Below are 19,535 nucleotides of genomic sequence, written 5' to 3'. Positions count from 1 at the left end.
CCGCTCCGAGCTCGGGGATTGCAGGATGAGAATCGGCGCTCTCGGGTGCGGTTGGGCAGTGTTCCCCTGCTTCAGGGCGCCCCCGCCGGGCCGGCAGATCAACAGGAGGGCACAACAGTCACCCGGCGCGGACGAGCCGCACCCCGCGGTCCTCGGGACGGCGCTGTGGTGCGGGTGATCAACGCCCACTGGTTCGGTGTTGACCATGAGCCAGTAGGCGTTGATCAGCGCGTTCGCCGCCGAGCGCGTACTGGCTCATGATCGAACCGGAACCTGTGGGCGTTGATCACTCGCCCGGCGCGGCGGCGGGCTCTTGCGCGGGGGCGTCGGGTGCGCTTCCCGGTAGGTCCCGCTGGTAGGCCGCGTTCGGACGGGGATTCTCCTGACAGCCACTTTCCCGCAACGTCGTTGCGGCAAAGTGGCTTTCCTGCAATCCCGGCGAGGTCGGCGCACGCTCCCACCGCACCACCCCGCGCACCATCAGCCCCACCCGCTCCCCCACCGACGGTGTCCGGAAGCCGGGACACCGGGCCGTCACCACCCCCGCCGCCCCGGCCACCTCCAGCCGCACCAGGGCGTCGTGGCCGTGGAACTCGACCGCCACCACCTGCGCCACCACCCCGGGCGTCCCGATCTCGATCTGCTCGGGACGCAGCAGCACCGTGACCGGCCCGTCGGGCGCCGCGACCGGCAGCGCGCCCAGCGCGCAGGTCGCCGTCCCGGCCGAGACGGTGGCGGGCAGCGCCACCACCGCACCGACGAACTCGGCGACGGCCCGGTCCACCGGGTTGCGGTAGAGCTCGGTGGGGGTGGCTTCCTGCACGATCGCGCCGCCGCGCATGAGCGCCACCCGCGAGGCCAGCGACAGCGCCTCGGACTGGTCGTGGGTGACGAGCACCGTGGTCGTCCCGGCCGCGGCGAGCGCGTCGACGACCGCGCGGCGCGTGCTCTCCCGCAGCTCGACGTCCAGCGCCGAGAACGGCTCGTCGAGCAGCACGATCCCGGGTGCCGGGGCGAGCGCGCGGGCCAGCGCCACCCGCTGCTGCTGCCCGCCCGACAGCTCGTGCGGGTAGCGGTGCGCGTAGCCCGCATCGAGGCCGACGAGCTCGAGCAGCGGCGGCACCCGCGACACGTCGCGGCGGGCCCGGCGCGGCAACCCGAACACGACGTTGGCGGCCACCGTGAGGTGCGGGAAGAGGTTGCCGTCCTGCGTGACGTAGCCGATCCGGCGGTCCTCGGGGGCGAGTGCCGTTCCGGGACCGGCCACCTGCCGCCCGTCGATCGTGACGGTGCCGGCATCGGCCCGGTCGAAACCGGCGACGAGGCGCAGCAGCGTGGTCTTGCCGCAGCCGGAACTGCCCAGCACGGCGGTCAGGCCGCCCGCTGCCACGTCCAGGTCGATGCCGTGCAGCACCGACACCGGGCCGTAGGCCTTGTGCACATCGCGGAGCTGCAGTCCCGCGGTCACGCGCGCCTGCTCTCGCGGGTCAGCAGCCAGGCGACCGGCGCGGAGATCACGATCATCAGCAGCGCGTAGGGCGCGGCGGCGCCGTAGCGGATCTCCGAGCTGGCGCTCCAGAACTGGGTGGCGAGCGTGCGGGTGCCGATCGGGGCGAGCAGCAACGTCGAGGTCAGCTCCGTGACGACGGCCAGGAACACCAGCGCCGCACCCGCACCGAGACCGCGCAGGATCAGCGGCAACGTCACACGCAGCAGCACGCCACGCGGCCCGACGCCGAGCGAGCGCGCCAGGTCGTCGAGCTCGGGGGGCACCTGGCCCAGCGCCGCCCGCACGCTGACCATGGCCCGGGGCATGAACAGCACCGCGTAGGCGCCCAGCAACATCACCAGGCCCTGGTAGAGGACCGGCACCACGCCGATCGCCAGCGTGATGAGCGCGAGTGCCACGACGATGCCGGGCAGCGAGCTGCCGACGTAGGTGCAGCGCTCGAGCAACCGGCTCAGCCGGCCGCGGTGGCGCACCGCCAGCCACGCGACGGGCAGCGCGAGTGCCACCGTCACGGCGGCGGCCGCCGCGCCCAGCCCCAGCGACGTCGCCGTCGTGGCGACGAGCGCCGCGAGCGGGAACGCCGTGGACGTGCTGGTGACCAGCCAGGTCGCCACGCTGCCCAACGGGACGCCCAGCGCGATCACCACCAGCACCGCCATCGCGACCAGTGCCGGGACGCGAGCGGCGCCGAGCCGGTGCGGGACGGGCCTGCGGGCGGCGCCGGCCCCGACCCGCGCGGTCCGCACCCGGCCGGCCAGGCGCAGCTCTCCGACCAGCAGCACCAGGCAGAGCAGGACGAGTACACCGGCGAGCATCGTCGCGCCGGACCCGTTGAACGTGGACTGGAACTGGTCGTAGATCGCCGTGGTGAACGTGGCGAACTGCAGCGACTGCAGCGCACCGAACTCGGAGAGCAGGTGCAGCCCGACGAGCAGGGCGCCGCCGAGCAGGGCCGGGCGCAGCTGCGGCACGACCACGCGCCAGAACGTGCGCCACGGCCCGTTGCCCAGCGCCCGCGCCAGCTCCTCGAAGGCCGGGTCCAGGCCGCGCAGCACGGCGGCCACCGGCAGGTAGACCAGCGGGTAGTAGGACAGGCTCGTGATCAGCACCGCGGCGCCGAGACCCTGCGCCCACGGCGTCAGCGAGAACCAGCCGACGCTGTTGACGAACGCCGGGACGGCCAGCGGGGCCGCCATGAGCGCCGTCCAGGCACCGCGACCGGGCAGGTCGCACCGCTCCACCAGCCAGGCGGCACCGGTGCCCAGCACGGCGCTGACCGCCATGCCCAGCACCGTCAGCAGCACGGTGTTGACCAGCAGCTCCCCCACCCGGGGCCGCCAGACGAGCGCCACGACCTGGTCGGCCCCGGCACCGAACGCCCCGACCACGACGTAGCCGAGCGGGATCGCCGTGAGCGCCCCGACCGCGAGCGCCGCGGCCAGCCGCAGCCGCGGGTAACCGGTACGCCCCCGGCCACCCGCCGCGACGGCGCGCGTCACAGCAGGCCGACGCGCTGCATCTCGGTGACGATCTTCGGTCCGTTGAGCGTGTTGAGGTCGACGTCGGGCGGGCTCAGCTCGGTGAGCGGCTTGAGCTTCGCGTTGGGTGCGATCCCGGAGGCGACCGAGTACTCGAGGGCCTTGCTGTCCGACAGCACCTTCTGGCCCTCGGCGCTGGTCATGAAGGCGAGGAACTGCTGGGCCTGCGCGGCGTGCTTGCTCGAGGCGAGCACCCCACCGCCGGACACCGACAGGAACGCGCCCGGGTCCTTGTTGCCGAAGAACTGGAGCTTGGTGTTGGCGCTGTTGGCACCGCTGTCGGCCTGGTCGCCGTACCAGTAGTAGTGGTAGATGACCCCGCCGGGAACCTCGCCCGCGTTGGCCGCCTTCATGATCGTGCTGTTGCCCTTGTAGATCTTGGCGTTGTCCTTGACGCCCTGCAGCCACGCGGCCCCCGCCGCGTCACCCTGCACCGCGTAGACCGCGCTGACGATGGCCTGGAAGTCGGCGCCGCTGGGCGAGATGCCGAACCGGCCCTTCCACTCCGGCTTGGCCAGATCCATGATCGACGCCGGGAGCTGCCCGGCAGGCAGCAGCGTCGGGTTGTAGACGAACACGGTGGAGCGCGCCGCGACGCCGACCCAGTCGCCCTTGCTCGACGAGTACTTCGCGGGCACCTGCGCCGCGGTGGCCTCGTCCACCGGGGCGAACAGGCCCTTGCTCGACAGCAGCGACATCGCCGGCGAGTTCTCGGTGATGAACACGTCCGCGGGCGCGGCCGCGCCCTCGGTCACTATCTGGTTGGCCAGCTCGAAGTCGCTGCCGTTGCGCAGCTCGACCTTGATCCCGGTCTTCGCGGCGAAGGCGTCGGCCCACAGCTGCGCCAGCGCCTCGTGCTGGGCGTTGTAGAGCACGATCGACCCGCCGGCAGCGGGTGCCGCCGGCGCAGGTGGTACCGCGTTCGACGGCGTTGCGGTGCCCGAACCGCAGGCGGTGGCCAGGGTGAGAACGGAGGCGGCAGCGATGCTGAACATGCCGCGGCGGGTGATGCGCACAGGAACTCCTCGACCATCCAGCGTTGAATTCAGGCGAGGCTAACCTTTTCTCCGCGCGCTGAATCTCCCTAGAATGTGGGGGTGCAGCCCCCGACCAGCCACATCACCGAACACCAGCGGTCGGTGCTGCTGCTCGACGACCACCGCGTGTTCACCGACCTGCTCCGACTCACCCTCGACATGCAGCCCGACCTGCGGTGCGTCGCGGTCGCCCACACGGTCGCGACCGGGGTGGCGCTGGCGGCAACGGTCGACGTCGACGTGGCCATCGTGGATCTCCAGCTTCCCGACGCGAGCGGCCTGGACGCGATCGGGCCGCTGCTGGCGGCCCACCCGCGGGCCCGGATCGTGGTGCTCACGGCGCATCCGCGGGCGGCACTGGCCGAGCGGGCCTTCGCGCTCGGGGCGGTGGCGTTCCTGGCCAAGGACGGGGCGCTCGGCGACATCCTCACCGCGGTGCGCGACGCCACGGCCGAACGTCTCATGGTCTGCGCCGACCTGCGCCGCGAGCAGGCGGCGGCGGCGCTCCTCACCCCCCGCGAACACGATGTGCTGCGCGAGCTGGCCGGTGGGCGCGACGCGCCCCGGATCGCCGCGGCGCTGGGCATCTCGCTGCACACCACCCGCGATCACATCAAGGCGATCCTCGCGAAGCTCGACGTGCACTCGCAGCTCGACGCCGTCGTCACGGCCGGGCGGCTGGGGCTCGTCGAGATCGGCAGCCGCATCTGATGCGCAGGGCGCCGCTGCACCCCGCGGTCCGGCGGGCGCTGCTGCGGCACGGGCTGCTCACCGGCGCCGTGGCGGTGGTGCTGTCGGGCGTGCTGCTCGCGGGTGCCTGGATGATCGCCCAGAGCGAGGCGCTGCGCACCGCGCAGCGGGTGTCCACGCAGGTGGCGGGCGCGATGACCGTGTCGCTGTCGAAACGCGACTACCGGCAGCCGCAGCCCGGTCGGCACGAGGAGATGGTGCGTGACCTCGCACCGTTCCTCGGCTCGGGCATGGTCTACCGCGTCAAGGTCTGGCTCGCCGACGGCGCGCAGGCCCGGATCGTGTTCTCCGACGAGCCGCGCAACGAGGGTGACGTCCGGACGTTCGGCGCGGCGCTGGTCACGCGCCTCGACGCCGGTGAGGCGGTGGCCAAGACCGTTCCGCGCGACGACGAGCACCGGTTCGAGATCGCCGAGGGCCACCAGCTCGTCGAGGTCTACATCGGCTTCACCGACGCGGCGGGCGTCCCGATGCGGCTGGAGGTCTACATCCCGGTCGACGTCGCCTCGGCCACCGAGCACGGGATGGCGGTGCTGCTCCCGCTGCTGCTCGGCGGTTTGCTGGCGCTCGGGCTGCTGACGATCCCGCTCACCGTGTCGCTCGCCCGCCGCATGGAGCGTGAGCGGGCCGAGCGCCGCGAGGCGTTGCACTACGGGTTGGCCGCGTCCGACCTCGAGCGCCGCGCGCTCGCCCAGCAGCTCCACGACGGCGTCATCCAGGACCTCGCGGGCACCGGCCTGCTGCTCGACGCGATCCGCCGGGCGGGCGATCACACCACGCTGCTGGACCGGGCCCATCACCTCGTCGAGAAGGACGTGCAGCTGCTGCGCGGCCTGGCCACCGACCGGTTGCCGGCCGCCGAGGTCGGCGACGACCTGGCGGCCGCGCTCGCCGACCTCGTCGCGCACCTGTCGACGCCACCGGCGGGCAGCGCCGCGCCCGCGATCGAGGTGGTGGTGGAGCTGCCCACGCCCCTGGACGGTGCCACGGTGGTCCTGCTGCACCGCGTGGCACGGGAGCTGCTGCGCAACGCCGTGCGCCACAGCGGGGCCCACCACATCGACGTCAGCGTCGCGGCGCCAGGCAAGGAGGGGACAGCCGGGTACGAGGCAGGCGGGCACGGCGCAGGCGTCACGTTGACCGTGACCGACGACGGCCGCGGTTTCGATCCGGACCGGCCCGCTGCCGACGGCCACCTCGGCCTGCACCTGGTGCGGCGCACCGTGGCCGACGCCGGTGGTTCGTTCACGGTCACCAGCGCGCCGGCTCGCGGCACCACCGTGACGGCCACGGTGCCCGCCCGGCCGGTGACCCGGCCGGCGACCCGGTCGACGACACCGCACCTGATCGACTTCCCGTAGCCTCGGCCGGGTGACCGCATCCGGCCCGTCGGACGACGCGCAGCCCGCACGCCGGGCCCGCCCCGGGGCCCGGGCCCCCCACGAGCGCAAGCGCCGGTCGTTCTGGAAGGAACTGCCGATCCTCATCGTGGTGGCGCTGGTGCTGACGTTCCTCATCCAGACGTTCCTGGTGAAGGTCTACGTCATCCCGTCGGCCTCGATGGAGGCCACGCTGCACGGCTGCCCCGGGTGCAACGACGACCGGGTGGCCGTCGACAAGGTCACGTACCGGTTCGGCGACCCGCAGCCCGGTGACGTCGTGGTGTTCCGCGGCCCCGACAGCTGGAACAGCGAGGTCCACATCGATCCGCCCAGCAACGTGCTGGCGCAGGGCCTGCAGGTACTGGGGTCGCTGGTCGGGCTCGCCCCACCCGATGAGAAGGACTTCGTCAAGCGGGTGATCGCCGTCGGCGGCCAGACCGTGCAGTGCTGCGATGCGCAGAACCGGATCCTCGTGGACGGCAAGCCGCTCGACGAGCCCTACGTCTACTACGACCCGGCGGCCCCCGGTCCCGCCCTGCAGGCCGAGTTCGCGCCCGTCACGGTGCCGCCGGGCGAGATCTGGGTGATGGGCGACAACCGCAACGACTCCGCCGACTCCCGCTTCCCCGGCCACGGCCCCGTGCCGGTGGCCAACGTGATCGGGAAGGTCCGCTGGATCGTGCTGCCGTTCTCCCGGTTCGGCAGCATCGGGTCCTGACCGTCAGTCGGTGAGGTCCAGCGCCGCGGCCACGATGCTGTCGGTGTCGAGGCCGTGGTGGCGGAACACGTCGTCGAGGTCGCCGCTCTGCCCGAACCGCGACACCCCCAGGTGCGACGCTCGCACCTGGTTGATGCCGGCGAGGAACGCGAGGGTGTGGGGGTGGCCGTCGAGAACGGTCACCATCGGGGCGGCGCGCCGGGCCGGGAAGGCCGCCTCCAGGATCCAGGTCTCGGCGCTGCCGTGCCCGCCGCGGGCCTGCAGTGCCTCGAACACCAGGCCGGGGCTGGTCACGCAGATGACGTCGCAGTCCTGGCCCTGCGCGGCGAGCCGTTCGGCCGCGGCGAGCGCCTCGGGCACCACCGCACCCATCGCGACGATCGTCGCGGCCGGCTCGCCCGCCGCCCGGCGCAGCGGGTAGGCCCCGCCCACCACCTGGCGGCGGCGCCGCTCGCGGGCGGCGGGATCGGTGGGCACCGCGGCCAGCGTCTGGTCGACCGGGCGGGTGGACAGGCGCAGGTATGCCGACGTCCCGTCGGGGCGGCCCAGCCGCGCCAGCGATGCGAGCAGCGTCCACTCGACGTCGATCGCGAACGCCGGGTCGTAGGAGATGCAGCCGGGTTGTTCCAGCCCGACCGACGGCGTGCTGATCGACTGGTGGGCGCCGCCCTCCGGCGCGAGCGCGACCCCCGACGGAGTGCCCACGAGGATCGACTGCCCGCCCGCGTACATCCCGAACGACCACGGCTCCAGCGCCCGCTCGACGAACGGGTCGTAGAGCACCCCGATGGGCAGCAGCGGTTGGCCCCAGCGGCTCCAGGTGGCACCGAGCTCGCCGAGCAGGCCGACGAGGTTGGTCTCGGCGATGCCCAGCTCCAGGTGCTGCCCGCTGGCGCTCTCGCGCCAGTGCAGGATCGTCTCCGGGTCGTCGGCGAACCAGTCGACGCGGTCGTCGACCGACCAGACGCCCACCTTGTTGACCCAGCCGCCGAGGTTGGTCGACGAGCTGACGTCGGGGCAGAGGGTGACGACGCGCCGGGCCGCGTCGGGTGCGGACCGGGTGAGGTCGAGCAGCGCGCGGCCCAGCGCGGCCTGGGTGGTGGCCGTGCCCGCCGGGGTGCGTCCGATGTCGGTCGGCAGCGCCGGCGGTGCCGTCGTGGTCACCGGGTCGCGGTGCAGCCGCTGCGCCACCTCGGCGCACAGCGCGGCCGCGGCCGAGTCACCGTCGAAGCGCGCCCAGGGGGCGTCGACGTCGGTGCCGACCTGCTCGGCGAGCGTGGCGAACTGCTCGTGGGTCAGCAGCGACGAGTGGTTCTGCGGGTGGCCCTCGCTGGCGAGACCGTGCCCCTTCACCGTGTAGGCGAAGATCACCGTCGGCATGGTGTCATCGATGGCGGCGAACGCGCTGCCCAGCGCGTCGAGGTCGTGACCGCCGAGGTTGCGCACGGCGGCGTAGAGCGTGTCGTCGTCGAGGTCGGCCACCAGCGCCGCCAGCGCGGCGTCGTCGCCGGGAACCCGCTCGCGCAGCTGCGCGGGCGTGCAGCGCAGCAGGCGCTGGTACTCCGGGTTGGGCATGTCGTCGATGCGCCGGCGCAGCGCGTCGCCGCCGGGGCGGGTGAACAGCTCCTCGAGCAGCCGCCCGTACTTCACCGTGAGCACCTGCCAGCCCGCGGCCTCGAACATGCCCTGCAGCCGGGTGGCCCCGATGTTGGGCACCACGCGGTCGAGCGACTGGCGGTTCAGGTCGACGATCCAGACGACCTCGCCGAGCTCGCCCACCATCGGGTCGAGCACCGCCTCCCAGCAGGCGCCCTCGTCCAGCTCCGCGTCACCGACCAGCGAGTACTGCCGGCCGGTGCCGACGGCCGGGTCGAGCGTCGAGACGTAGCGCCGCGCCAGCGCGCCCCAGATCGGGGCCGTGGCGCCGATGCCGACCGAGCCCGTGGAGTAGTCGACGGGGTCGGGGTCCTTGGACCGGCTCGGGTAGCTCTGCAGCCCGCCGAACGCCCGCAGCGTGGTCAGGTAGCGCTCGTCGAGCTCGCCGAGCAGGTAGTTGATGGCGTGCAGCACCGGAGAGGCGTGCGGTTTCACCGAGACGCGGTCGCCGTGGCGCAGGTGCTCGAACCACAGCGCCGTCATGATCGTGACCATCGACGCGCTCGACGCCTGGTGCCCGCCGACCTTCAACCCGCTGAGGTTGGGCCGCACCCGGTTCGCGTGGTGCACGATCGCGGTGGCCAGCCAGAGGACACGCTGCTCGATCTCGCGCAGCGCCTCCGTCGGTCGGGCCTGGGTGCTGGTCATCGTCGTCATCGCCCTCTCCTGGCCGTCATGTTGCGAGGTAACTGCATCATCTGCAGGATGACTGCACAACCGCGGCCGCCACGATTGAGCAGACTGCTCAATCCGGCGCGGGCACGGCCGGGAGGAGCCCGACAGAGTGCGCAACGCCGACCGCCTCGACGCGACCGACGCGCGGCTGCTGCTGGCGCTCTCGGAGAGCCCGCGCGCCTCGGTGCTGGCGCTCTCGGAGCGGCTCGGCCTGTCCCGCAACACCGTGCAGGCCCGGCTGGCCGGGTTGGAGGCGCGGGGCGTGCTCGCGTCGTTCGAACGGCGCATCGACCCCGCCGCGCTGGGCTTCCCGCTCACGGCGTACGTCATGGTCCAGGTCGTGCAGCGGTTGCTCGACGAGGTGGCCGCCGCGCTGGGCGGGGTGCCCGAGGTGCTGGAGGTCCAGGGGGTGTCGGGACCGTCGGACCTGCTGGTGAAGGTCGTCGCCCGGGACGGGGACGACCTCTACCGCATCGCCGGGCTGCTGCTCGCGATCGAGGGCGTCGAGCGGACGTCCACGTCGATGGTGATGACCACGCTCGTCGAGCACCGGGTGGCTCCGCTGCTGCAGCAGCGCGCGGCTCCTGCTCCACCCCCCGGCGGGTAGGAGCCGCTCAGTCGAGCGGCACCGGCGTTCCTCGTCCCGCCGTCGAGCCGGTCGTGGACGACGACCCCGAGCCCGCCCGACCGCGGCGCGCCGGAGACCAGGCACAGCGCCAGCCCGTCCATGACCGTGCACGGCAGCGTGGCTGCCGGCACCCCCGGCTGGGCACTGGTGACGAGCTCGGCGCGGCGGACCTGCGGCCCCACGGCGAGCAGGAACGCGGTGCCACCGAGGCTGAAGGGGACGGTCGACACCAGCCGCGCCGCACCGATCTGTGGGTCGGGCTCCGGCCGATGCAGTCGTCCAGCACGGCCCCGTCGGGCGAGTCCGGCCGATCCGGGAGCCCCCGATCGTCGAACACGATCGGCGCCGCCGCAGGTTCGGGCGCCGGCCCGTCGTGACCCGGCGCGACGAGACGCATCTGGGCCGGGGTCTCACCGGCGTAGATGTCGACGAACGCGACCGCCTCGTCGTGGATTCCCGGCCTCGCGGGAAGACCGATCAGGTACTCCACCCGCTCGGGGTTGAAGACCACCAGCTTCCCGCGAGACATCCGGGTGATGCTGACCGCGCCTGCCGGCGTGCCGCTCCGCCCCGACACGATGACGTTGCCCGGCGGCGTCAGGCAGGCGAGCGCGTCGTTGAACACGAGGGCGGTCTCGAGCGCGCCGGTTCCCATGGCGTACGTGTCCCTCCACGTGTCCGGCGCCGGGTAGTCGGCGGCCCGGCCGCTCTTGGCGACCGCCGCCTTGCAACGATCGATCCGGTCGTTCAACTGTTCCTCCTGGCTGCGGGGCCGGCGTCGCCGCCACCGGCGGAGTGATGGCGGAGTCGGGCCGGGCGGCCGGACCGTTGTCACGGCCCAACCCCACCACGGTCACGAACCTCGTGACGACCAGTGCCGCGACGACGGAGGCACAGGGCCACGACCTCGCGCTGGGCCGCCGGCCGGTCCCCCGGCGGCGCCTCCACCCGATGCGCCCCCTCCCCCGTGGTCATACCCGTAGATGTCCGGCACCCGGCTCCGCGTTGCATCGGGCTTTCCGCTGTGATCCGGACGACCTTGCGCATGGTACCCCCCAGGGGTATTAATACGGGTATGGATCAACACGGGGACCATTCCGGCGTGACCTGGGCAGCCGCGGCACAGGCGACGCTGCACTGCCTCACGGGCTGCGCCATCGGCGAGGTGCTCGGCATGGTGATCGGCACGGCGTTGGACCTGCACAACGGGGCGACGGTGGTGCTGTCGATCGCGCTGGCCTTCGTGTTCGGCTACGCGCTCACGATGCGCGGCGTGCTGAAGGCGGGGCTGGGGCTGCGGGCCGCGCTGGGCGTGGCACTGGCCGCCGACACCGTCTCGATCGCGGTGATGGAGGTGGTCGACAACGCCTTCATCCTCGCCGTGCCCGGCGCGATGGACGCGGGGCTGACGAGCGCGCTGTTCTGGCTGTCGCTGGCCGGCTCGCTGGTGGTGGCGTTCGTGCTCACCACCCCCGTCAACCGGTGGATGATCGGCCGGGGCCGGGGACACGCGGTGGTGCACCAGTACCACCACGGTGGTGCGCACACCTGAGGGCAGCGGCAGGCACTAGTGTCGCCGCCCGTGCCCGAACTGCTTGCGTCCACCGCCGCCACGATGCTCGCCCGCACCGCACGCGCCCAGCGCGACGGCCGGATCCCGTCACTCGTCGCCGGCGTCGTCCGCGACGGCGGGCTGGTGTGGTCGGCCGGACGCGGCGATGTCACCGAGCCGCACACCGACGTGCAGTACCGGCTCGGGTCGATCTCGAAGACGGTCACCGCCATCACCGTGCTGCGGTTGCGGGACGAGGGCCTCGTCGACCTCGACGACCAGCTGGATCTGCACCTGCCCGGCACGCCGCTGGGCGACCGCACGGTGGGACAGCTGCTCGCCCACCTGGGCGGGGCGACCTCGGAGAGCCCCGGCTCGTGGTGGGAGCGCAGCCCAGGCACCACGCTGGAGGGGCTGCGGCTCTCCGAGGCCGACGTCGTGCTGCCCGCCGCGCGGCGCTTCCACTACTCGAACACCGGCTTCGGGCTGCTCGGCGAGATGGTCGCGCGGATGCGCCGGAGCTCGTGGGCCGACGTCGCCCGCAACGAGGTGCTCGAACCGCTCGGCATGAAGCGCACCACGCCCCGCCCGTCCGGCTCGGCGGCGCAGGGGCTGGCGGTGCACCCGTGGGCAGACGTCGTGCAGCACGAACCCGAGCACGATGCGGTGGTGATGGCGCCCGCCGGGCAGCTGTGGGCCACCGCCGACGACCTGGCGCGGCTGGCCACCTTCCTGCTCGGCGACACCGGCGGCGTGCTCTCCCCCGCCACCGTCGAGGAGATGACCGTGCCGGCCGGGATCGACTCGGCCAGTGCAGGCTGGTCGTCCTACGGGCTGGGCGTGCAGGTGCAGCGGGAGAAGGGCGTCACGCTCGTGGGGCACGGCGGTTCGATGCCGGGCTTCCTCGCGGGGCTGTGGGTCGACCGCGAGGAGGGCACGGCCGCGCTGGTGCTGGCCAACGCCACGTCCGGGCTCGACCACGGGTTGACCGCGGCGCTGCTCGCCGATCTGCGCGCCGCCGAGCCCCGCATCGTCGACGCCTGGCGACCCAGCGCCGCTCCCGTGCCGCTGGAGCTGCTCGGGCCCTGGTACTGGGGACCGACCCCGTACGTCCTGCGGGCGATCCCGGGCGGGCTGCTGCACCTGGGCGGGCTGGGACGGCCCGGCCGCTCGTCGCGATTCCGGCCGGGACCGGACGGCACCTGGATCGGGCTGGACGGCTACTTCGCGGGCGAGACGCTGCGCCTGGACGCCACCGCGCTCAACCTCGCCACCTTCATCTTCACCCGCACGCCCTACGACCCCGCTGCACCCGTGCCGGGCGGCGTCGACGATGCGGGCTGGCACGTGCCGTGAGGTGCGTCGAGGCGCCGCAGCGCTACGAGCGGCTCCCCGGCGACGGCCCGTCGATCTTCCTGGCCGGCGGGATCACCGGCTGCCCCGACTGGCAGTCCGAGGCACTCACCCGGCTCGCCGGCACGCCGCTGGTGCTGTTCAACCCGCGCCGGGCGGCGTTCGACGTCGGCCGCGGCGACAACGCGGTGCAGCAGATCGCGTGGGAGTACGAACACCTGACGGCCGCCGACGTCACGCTGTTCTGGTTCCCCCGCTGCGATCCGCGCGAGACGGTGCAACCGATCGCGCTCTACGAGCTCGGCATGGCCGTGGCGGCGGCCCGGGCGGGCACCCGCCGGTTCGCGGTGGGGACGGACCCGGACTACCCGCGCCGGCTCGACGTCGAGGAGCAGCTGCGCCACGCGCTGCCGGGGTGGCCGGTGCACCACACCCTCCACGCCACGGTGGATGCGGCGGCATCGCTGGCGGGGTGAGACGCGCCGCGGTGGCGGGTGGGGACCGACGGCGCCAACCAATTGGCCACCGCGCTAATGGCGAGACGTTGGCGCGGTGGCCACCAGGTTGGCGCGGTGGGGCGCACCCGGGCCCGTCAGGAAAGCCACTTTCCCGCAACGTCGTTGCGGGAAAGTGGCTTTCCTGCAACGGGTGGCGGCCGGCGGCCTCAGCTCGCCGCCGCCGCCGTCCGGTGCTGTTGCGGGCTCACCCCGTGGAACCGCTTGAACGCCGTGCTGAGCGCGAACGAGCTGCCGTAGCCCACCTGCCTGGCCACGGTGTCGAGGGTGCTGTCGGAGTCGCGCAGCAGGTCGGCGGCCATGGCCAGGCGCCAGCTCGCGAGGAACGTCATCGGCGGCTCCCCCACCAGCTCGGTGAAGCGCCGCGCCAGTGCCGCCCGGGAGACGCCGGTGGCCGCCGCCAGCGACGCGACCGTCCAGCCGTGGGCCGGGTTGTCCTGCAGCATCCGCAGCGCCCGTCCGACGATCGGGTCGCCGCCTGCCCGGTACCAGCCGGGCGCGTCCGCGTCCGGGCGGGCGAACCAGGTGCGCAGTGCGGCCACGAGCAGCAGGTCGAGCAGCCGGTCGAGCACGACGTCCTGACCGGGCTCGTCCTTCGTGATCTCCTCGCCGAGCAGCGCGAGCAGGCTCGACTCCCACCCGTACTCGGGCAGCACCAGCAGCGTCGGCAGCGCCGCGATCAGCCGTTGCCCGACGACGCTGCGCATCCGGTAGGTGCCGATGAGCATCGACGTGGTGCCGTCGACGGTATTGCCCCATGTCCGGACCCCGACGTAGCCGTGGGACCGGGTGCCCCAGCTGCGCACCGCCGGGTCGAGCGCCTGGTCGAGCGGCTGCCCGTCGGGCGTGGTGCAGACCTGCCCCGGGTTGATGAGCACCTGCACCGGTGTGGCCGGCTCGTCCGCGACGACGTACGGGTCCGGCCCGAGGATGATCGCGACGTCGCCCCGCCGCAGCCGCCGCACCACGCCGTCGGCCGCGGTGATGCAGGCCTCGCCCCGGGTGACGGCCATCAACGTGAGCGGGGCCTCGTCCTGGATCCGCATCGACCACGGCGCGTCCATCATCGCCCGCAGCAGGAACGCGCCGCGCGCACGCGGACCGTCGAGGAGGCTGCCGAATGCGTCCATGGTGCAGCAGTCTAGACGCTAACGCATGCACATGAGCTTCTCGCCTATGTCGAGTCTCACGATCGTCGTCTTGACTGGCGTCATGACACAGAACAGCGACGCCCCCGTCACTCTCGTGCTCGGCGGCAACGGCAAGACCGGCTCCCGCGTGGCCCAGCGACTCGTCGCCGCGGGCAGGCCGATCCGGATCGGCTCGCGGTCGGCCGATCCCGGTTTCGACTGGGACGACCCCACCACCTGGGAGCCCGCGTTGGACGGCGTCGGCGCCGTCTACCTCTCCTACTACCCCGACCTCGCGGTGCCGAGCGCCGCGGCGGCGGTCGGGGCGTTCGCGCGGCTGGCAGTGGGCACCGGTGCCCGCCGGATCGTGCTGCTGTCGGGGCGCGGTGAGCCCGGCGCGCAGGCCGCCGAGCAGGCCGTCCGCGACGCCGGCGGCGAGGTGACGGTCGTGCGCGCGAGCTGGTTCAACCAGAACTTCAGCGAGAGCTACTTCCTCGACCCGATCCTCGACGGCGAGGTCGCCCTCCCCGTCGACGCCGTGCCGGAGCCGTTCATCGACACCGACGACATCGCCGACGTCGCCGTCGCCGCCCTGACCGGGGACGGGCACGCCGGCGAGCTCTACGAGGTCACCGGGCCCCGGCTGCTCACGTTCGCCGCCGCCGTCGCGGAGATCGCGGCCGCCACCGGTCGGGAGATCACCTTCGTGCCGATCAGCTTTGCCCAGTACGCCGCCGCGCTGACCGATCTGCACCTGCCCGCCGATCTCGTGGGGCTGCTCGAGCACCTGTTCACCGAGGTGCTCGACGGCCGCAACGCCTCGCTGACCGACGGCGTCGAGCGGGCGCTGGGCCGCAAGCCGCGCGACTTCTCGGACTTCGTGCAGCAGGAGGCGACCGCCGGGACGTGGGCGGCGCGGCACTGAGCGGCGCCCCTCGGCGCTGCGCCGAACACCCCCTCCGGTTGACGCGCCGCCCATCAGGACGGAATGTTGTCCGAACATTCCGACCAAATGCCCCGGGAGCACCGCAGCCTCGAGGCCCGAGCGGCGTGAGGGGGTAGGCGTCGACGGCACCACCGCCGACGTCCACGACATGACAGTTCAGGACACACCCCGGGATCCCGGGTCCACCGCAGACGGAACCGAGCCGGAGGTCGGCACCGCCGAGCAGCAGCATCCGCTCGACCGCTGGGTGTTCGGCATCGCCGCCGTGCTCACCGTCGCGTTCCTCGCCTGGGGCGCGATGTCCACCGACACGCTGGCCGCCGTCGCGAAGGCCGTGCTCAACGGCGTGATCAACGCGGGCGGCTGGGCGTTCGTGCTCGCCGCCAGCGGGTTCGTCGTGTTCGCGCTCTACCTCGCGTTCGGGCGCTACGGCCGGGTGCCATTGGGTCGCGACGGCGAGGCGCCGGAGTTCCGCACCGTCTCGTGGGTCGCGATGATGTTCAGCGCGGGCATGGGCATCGGCCTCATGTTCTACGGGGTGTCCGAGCCGCTCACCCACTTCACGAGCCCACCACCGGGCACGGTGCCCGCGGCCACCGACGCCGCGCTCGACGTCGCGATGGCCACCACGCTGTTCCACTGGACGCTGCATCCGTGGGCGATCTACGCGGTGGTCGGGTTGGCCATCGCCTACAGCACGTTCCGCAAGGGCAGGCGCCAGCTGATCAGCTCGGCCTTCGCGCCGCTGCTGGGCACGCGGCGCACCGAGGGGACGTTCGGCCGGGCCATCGACATCCTGGCCATCTTCGCCACGCTCTTCGGGTCGGCCGCATCGCTCGGGTTGGGCGCGCTGCAGATCGGGGCGGGCCTGCAGGCCAACGGGCTGCCCGACATCGGCAAGACCGGCCTGGTCGCGATCATCGCGGTGCTCACCGTCGCGTTCGTGTGCTCGGCGGTCTCCGGCGTCGCCAAGGGCATCCAGTGGCTCTCCAACATCAACATGGTGCTCGCGGGCGTGCTCGCGGTCGTGGTGTTCGTGGCCGGCCCGACCGTCCTGATCCTCAACCTGCTGCCCACCGCGATCGGTGACTACCTCGGCAACCTCGCCTCCATGGCGGCGCGGACGGCCGCGACCGGCGGCGACGCCACCGCCACGTGGCTGGCCGGCTGGACCGTCTTCTACTGGGCGTGGTGGATCTCGTGGACGCCGTTCGTCGGCATGTTCATCGCCCGGATCAGCCGCGGCCGGACGATCAAGCAGTTCGTCACGGGCGTGATCCTGATCCCGAGCGCGGTCTCGCTGGTCTGGTTCGCGATCTTCGGCGGCGCCGCGATCAACCTGCAGCGGACCGGAACCGACCTCGCGTCGCAGAGCACGGAGGGGCAGCTGTTCGGCCTGCTGCACACGTTGCCGCTCGGCGCGGTGCTGAGCGTGATCGCCATGGTCCTGGTGGCGATCTTCTTCGTGTCCGGCGCCGATGCGGCGTCGATCGTGATGGGCACGCTGGCGCAGCGCGGCTCGATCGAGCCGGCGCGGTGGGTGGTGGTGTTCTGGGGCATCGTGATGGGCGGAGTCGCCATCGTCATGCTGCTCGTGGGCAAGGAGGGCGAGGCGCTCACCGGCATCCAGAACATCACGATCATCACCGCGGCGCCGTTCGCGCTCGTGATGGTGGCGCTGTGCGTCGCGCTGGTGAAGGACCTGCGCAACGACCCGATGGTGCGCCGGGGCACCCGCGCGATCACCGCGGTGGAGCACGCCGCGGAGTTCGGCACCCGCACCTACGGCGACAACTTCTTCCTGCCCGTCAAACCGCACGACGACGACGATCCCGTCGCCGACCACACCGCGGGCAACGAGACGAAGTGATCGGCGGCCGGCGGATCACCCATCGTGATCCGCCGGCCGTCACCCGGAACGGCCGGGTCAGGGCTCCAGCACGACCTTGCCGGTGACCTTGCGCTCGTCGATGCGGGCCAGCGCCTCGGCCGCCTTGTCGAGCGGGAACGCCTCGCTGATCAGCGGGTTGAGCGCACCGGAGCGCAGGTGCGGCAGCAGCTCGTCCCATTCGGTCGCCATGTAGCCGGGACGGCTCAGCGCGAACGCCCCCCAGCCCACGCCGACGACGTCGATGTTGTTGAGCAGCAACCGGTTGACCTTCACGGTGGGGATGTCACCCGCCGTGAAGCCGATCACCAGCAGCTTGCCCTCCGGTGCGAGGCAGCGCAGCGAGTCGGTGAAGCGGTCACCACCCACCGGGTCCACCACCATGTCCACGCCGCCGGGCGCGATGGCCTTCACCGCGTCCCGGAAGCCGTCGGCCAGCACCGCCTCGTGCGCCCCGACCGACTTCGCGACCTCGGCCTTCTCCGGCGTCGACGCCACCGCGATCACGCGCGCGCCCAGCGCCGCGGCGAGCTGGATCGCCGCCGTGCCGACGCCGCCCGCGGCGCCCTGCACCAGCACCGTCTGGCCGGCCCGCAGATGCCCGCGCACCAACAGCGCGAAGTGCACCGTCAGGTAGTTCATCGGCAGGCAGGCTCCTGCGGCGAAGGAGATCTCGGCGGGCAGCGGCAGTACCTGGTCGGCGTTCGCGACGGTGAGGTCCGCGAACGCGCCCGTGCCGGCGAACGCGACGACCCGGTCACCGGGCTGGAACGGGGACCCTTCGGGTGCCTCCCGGACGATCCCGGCGACCTCCGAACCCAGCGTGAACGGCAGTTCCGGCTTGTACTGGTACTGCCCCTTGGACTGCAGCACATCGGGGAAGTTCAGCCCGGCGGCCTTGACCTCGATGAGCACCTGGTCGGCTCCGCGACGGGGTTCGTCGACCTCTCGCACCTCCACCGCCGCCGGTCCGTCCAGCCGAACAACCTGCACCGCGCGCATGCAATGATCCCCTTCGTCGACGCCATGACAGACGTTGTGGCAACGGTCGACCCACATCGACGACCTGACGTAGGTATACCCGCCGTCAGCCCCCGGGAGCAGACCTGATGGACCGCACAGGAGTTCTTCGTACCCTGCACGACGTCGGCGGGGCCGCCTGGTTCGGCGGCTCGCTGATGGGCGCCACCGGGCTGAACGCGGCGGCCGACGCCGCCGGGCCCGCCGACCGCGACCGTGTCGTCACCGCGGGCTGGGAGCGCTGGGCGCCGCTGGCCAAGGCCGCGCTCGGCGCGCACGTGCTCGGCAGCGTCGGACTGCTCGCCACCCGCCGCGACCGGGCCAGCGTGATGCGCCTCGCGCTCACCACCGCCGCCGTCGGTGCCACCGCCGGCACGGCCAAGCTCGGTGCCGACCCCAACACGCCCGCGTCAACAATGCACAAACTCGAGTGGGCCATCCCCGTACTTCTCGCCGGTGTCGTCGCGATCGGCGTGAAGGGCCGCTAGCGTCGCGATCATGTCGAGTTGGGCGGACACCGGCCTGTTCCTGCGCGAGTTCGTCCGCGACCCGCTGCACACCGCCGCGGTCGCGCCCAGCTCCCCGGCGCTGGCCGCGGCCATGACGGCCCCACTCCTCGCATCGGGACCCCACCCCGTGATCGTCGAGCTCGGCCCCGGTACCGGCTCGTTCACCCGCGCGATCCAGCAGCGCATCGGTGGCCGCGGGCGCCACGTCGCCGTCGAGCTGCATCCCGGATGGGCGCAGCTGCTGCAGGAGCGCCACCCGGACGTCGACGTGGTGCGGGGAGACGTCCGCGAGCTCGCTGCGATCCTCGCCGATCGGGGCGTCACGCGGGTGGACGCCGTGGTCAGCGGCCTGCCCTGGGTGGCGTACACGCCGGCGCCGGGCGGGCGACCGCTGCATGCGGTGATCACCGACGTCCTCGCGCCGACCGGCGTCTTCACCCAGTTCGCGTACACGTGGTCACGCTGGGCCCCGCCCGCACGGCGTCAGCTCGGCGATCTGCGGGCGCACTTCGGCGATGTCGTGATCAGCCCGACTGTGTGGCGCAACATGCCCCCCGCGGTGGTCTACGAGGCCCGCCGGCCCCGCTGAACCCCGTCGAGAACGCACCTACGGTGATCATCGGGCCCTGTTGATCACGACAGGTACGTTCTCGACGGCGCGACACGCCCGGGATGCGTGCGATGATCCACCCCCGCTGCGTGCAGCCACGGGCGAGCTGAGAAGGTGG

17 protein-coding genes and 1 pseudogene are annotated in these 19,535 nt (G+C 72.8%); 11 read left to right on the top strand and 7 right to left on the bottom strand.

Translation table 11 applies throughout. From position 1 onward, the window contains the following. Positions 1–286: 286 nt before the first annotated feature. From ACFPFQ_RS44740 to ACFPFQ_RS44730, 3 genes are read right to left on the bottom strand one after another with little or no spacing between them, the layout of a single operon-like run. Positions 287–1,468, bottom strand: coding sequence for an ABC transporter ATP-binding protein (locus ACFPFQ_RS44740; RefSeq protein ID WP_379629380.1), 1,182 nt, complete (start codon positions 1,466–1,468; stop codon positions 287–289). Continuing rightward, positions 1,465–3,009, bottom strand: coding sequence for an ABC transporter permease (locus tag ACFPFQ_RS44735; protein ID WP_379629379.1), 1,545 nt, complete (start codon positions 3,007–3,009; stop codon positions 1,465–1,467). Before ACFPFQ_RS44735 ends, ACFPFQ_RS44740 begins: the two co-directional genes overlap by 4 nt. Then, a complete protein-coding gene (locus ACFPFQ_RS44730) occupies positions 3,006–4,064 on the bottom strand; it encodes an iron ABC transporter substrate-binding protein (protein WP_379629378.1) in 1,059 nt (352 codons plus the stop codon). The genes ACFPFQ_RS44735 and ACFPFQ_RS44730 overlap by 4 nt, the downstream gene beginning before the upstream one ends. Positions 4,065–4,145: 81 nt before the next feature. Here ACFPFQ_RS44730 and ACFPFQ_RS44725 point away from each other — a divergent pair, with 81 nt between their 5' ends. The 3 genes and pseudogenes from ACFPFQ_RS44725 to lepB form a co-directional block, all read left to right on the top strand. Then, entirely contained in the window at positions 4,146–4,796 is a 651-nt protein-coding gene (locus tag ACFPFQ_RS44725) for a response regulator (RefSeq protein WP_379629377.1), read from the top strand. Continuing rightward, positions 4,796–6,196: a sensor histidine kinase gene (locus tag ACFPFQ_RS44720; protein ID WP_379629376.1), complete on the top strand. Its 1,401-nt coding sequence runs from the start codon at positions 4,796–4,798 to the stop codon at positions 6,194–6,196. The genes ACFPFQ_RS44725 and ACFPFQ_RS44720 overlap by 1 nt, the downstream gene beginning before the upstream one ends. Positions 6,197–6,206: 10 nt before the next feature. After that, positions 6,207–6,926 (top strand): annotated as a pseudogene (lepB, locus tag ACFPFQ_RS44715) (signal peptidase I); the annotation flags it as partial. Positions 6,927–6,938: 12 nt separating this feature from the next. On the opposite strand, the gene ACFPFQ_RS44710 reads toward lepB, so the two are convergent. Further along, positions 6,939–9,248 carry a transketolase-like TK C-terminal-containing protein gene (locus ACFPFQ_RS44710; protein ID WP_379629374.1) on the bottom strand — a complete coding sequence of 770 codons (2,310 nt, stop codon included), beginning with the start codon at positions 9,246–9,248 and terminating at the stop codon, positions 6,939–6,941. Between the two features lie 127 nt (positions 9,249–9,375). On the opposite strand from ACFPFQ_RS44710, the gene ACFPFQ_RS44705 reads away from it, so the two are divergent. Beyond that, positions 9,376–9,873, top strand: coding sequence for an Lrp/AsnC family transcriptional regulator (locus ACFPFQ_RS44705; protein ID WP_379629373.1), 498 nt, complete (start codon positions 9,376–9,378; stop codon positions 9,871–9,873). A 7-nt stretch (positions 9,874–9,880) separates the two neighbouring features. On the opposite strand, the gene ACFPFQ_RS44700 is transcribed toward ACFPFQ_RS44705, so the two are convergent. Further along, positions 9,881–10,645 (bottom strand): hypothetical protein, encoded by a 765-nt coding sequence (locus ACFPFQ_RS44700; protein ID WP_379629372.1) that lies wholly within the window; start codon positions 10,643–10,645, stop codon positions 9,881–9,883. Between the two features lie 324 nt (positions 10,646–10,969). Between ACFPFQ_RS44700 and ACFPFQ_RS44695 the strand changes: the two genes are divergently transcribed. Genes ACFPFQ_RS44695 through ACFPFQ_RS44685 form a run of 3 tightly spaced genes read left to right on the top strand, consistent with a single transcriptional unit; the run spans position 10,970 to position 13,275 of the window. After that, positions 10,970–11,446, top strand: coding sequence for a DUF4396 domain-containing protein (locus tag ACFPFQ_RS44695; protein WP_379629371.1), 477 nt, complete (start codon positions 10,970–10,972; stop codon positions 11,444–11,446). A 30-nt stretch (positions 11,447–11,476) separates the two neighbouring features. Then, positions 11,477–12,802 carry a serine hydrolase domain-containing protein gene (locus ACFPFQ_RS44690; protein WP_379629370.1) on the top strand — a complete coding sequence of 442 codons (1,326 nt, stop codon included), beginning with the start codon at positions 11,477–11,479 and terminating at the stop codon, positions 12,800–12,802. Further along, positions 12,799–13,275, top strand: coding sequence for a nucleoside 2-deoxyribosyltransferase domain-containing protein (locus ACFPFQ_RS44685; RefSeq protein WP_379629369.1), 477 nt, complete (start codon positions 12,799–12,801; stop codon positions 13,273–13,275). Before ACFPFQ_RS44690 ends, ACFPFQ_RS44685 begins: the two co-directional genes overlap by 4 nt. A gap of 188 nt (positions 13,276–13,463) precedes the next feature. Here the strand turns inward: ACFPFQ_RS44685 and ACFPFQ_RS44680 are convergent, their stop codons facing one another. Beyond that, positions 13,464–14,444 (bottom strand): AraC family transcriptional regulator, encoded by a 981-nt coding sequence (locus ACFPFQ_RS44680; protein ID WP_379629368.1) that lies wholly within the window; start codon positions 14,442–14,444, stop codon positions 13,464–13,466. A gap of 82 nt (positions 14,445–14,526) precedes the next feature. Between ACFPFQ_RS44680 and ACFPFQ_RS44675 the strand changes: the two genes are divergently transcribed. Next, positions 14,527–15,369: an NmrA family transcriptional regulator gene (locus ACFPFQ_RS44675; RefSeq protein WP_379629367.1), complete on the top strand. Its 843-nt coding sequence runs from the start codon at positions 14,527–14,529 to the stop codon at positions 15,367–15,369. A gap of 169 nt (positions 15,370–15,538) precedes the next feature. Beyond that, positions 15,539–17,260: a BCCT family transporter gene (locus ACFPFQ_RS44670; protein WP_379629366.1), complete on the top strand. Its 1,722-nt coding sequence runs from the start codon at positions 15,539–15,541 to the stop codon at positions 17,258–17,260. Positions 17,261–17,317: 57 nt separating this feature from the next. Here ACFPFQ_RS44670 and ACFPFQ_RS44665 read toward each other — a convergent pair whose 3' ends face one another. Next, positions 17,318–18,280, bottom strand: coding sequence for an NADPH:quinone oxidoreductase family protein (locus ACFPFQ_RS44665; protein ID WP_379629365.1), 963 nt, complete (start codon positions 18,278–18,280; stop codon positions 17,318–17,320). A 107-nt stretch (positions 18,281–18,387) separates the two neighbouring features. Between ACFPFQ_RS44665 and ACFPFQ_RS44660 the strand changes: the two genes are divergently transcribed. Then, positions 18,388–18,786, top strand: a complete 399-nt coding sequence (locus ACFPFQ_RS44660; RefSeq protein WP_379629364.1) for a hypothetical protein — start codon at positions 18,388–18,390, stop codon at positions 18,784–18,786. Between the two features lie 10 nt (positions 18,787–18,796). After that, the gene (locus ACFPFQ_RS44655) at positions 18,797–19,396 is read left to right on the top strand and encodes a class I SAM-dependent methyltransferase (protein WP_379629363.1); all 600 of its coding nucleotides are present in this window, start codon (positions 18,797–18,799) and stop codon (positions 19,394–19,396) included. The last annotated feature ends 139 nt before the right edge of the window (positions 19,397–19,535 follow it).

The organism is Pseudonocardia sp. GCM10023141, assembly GCF_042653605.1.
Note: the sequence above shows the minus strand (reverse complement) of the source record. Positions and strands in the feature narration are given on the sequence as shown.

Bases quoted from the DNA above. Each gene is read 5' to 3' on its own strand.
- ACFPFQ_RS44720 (WP_379629376.1), top strand. From the start codon at position 4,796: ATGCGCAGGGCGCCGCTGCACCCCGCGGTCCGGCGGGCGCTGCTGCGG.
- ACFPFQ_RS44710 (WP_379629374.1), bottom strand. From the start codon at position 9,248: ATGACGACGATGACCAGCACCCAGGCCCGACCGACGGAGGCGCTGCGC.
- ACFPFQ_RS44695 (WP_379629371.1), top strand. From the start codon at position 10,970: ATGGATCAACACGGGGACCATTCCGGCGTGACCTGGGCAGCCGCGGCA.
- ACFPFQ_RS44680 (WP_379629368.1), bottom strand. From the start codon at position 14,444: ATGGACGCATTCGGCAGCCTCCTCGACGGTCCGCGTGCGCGCGGCGCG.
- ACFPFQ_RS44675 (WP_379629367.1), top strand. From the start codon at position 14,527: ATGACACAGAACAGCGACGCCCCCGTCACTCTCGTGCTCGGCGGCAAC.
- ACFPFQ_RS44670 (WP_379629366.1), top strand. From the start codon at position 15,539: ATGACAGTTCAGGACACACCCCGGGATCCCGGGTCCACCGCAGACGGA.
- ACFPFQ_RS44665 (WP_379629365.1), bottom strand. From the start codon at position 18,280: ATGCGCGCGGTGCAGGTTGTTCGGCTGGACGGACCGGCGGCGGTGGAG.
- ACFPFQ_RS44660 (WP_379629364.1), top strand. From the start codon at position 18,388: ATGGACCGCACAGGAGTTCTTCGTACCCTGCACGACGTCGGCGGGGCC.
- ACFPFQ_RS44655 (WP_379629363.1), top strand. From the start codon at position 18,797: ATGTCGAGTTGGGCGGACACCGGCCTGTTCCTGCGCGAGTTCGTCCGC.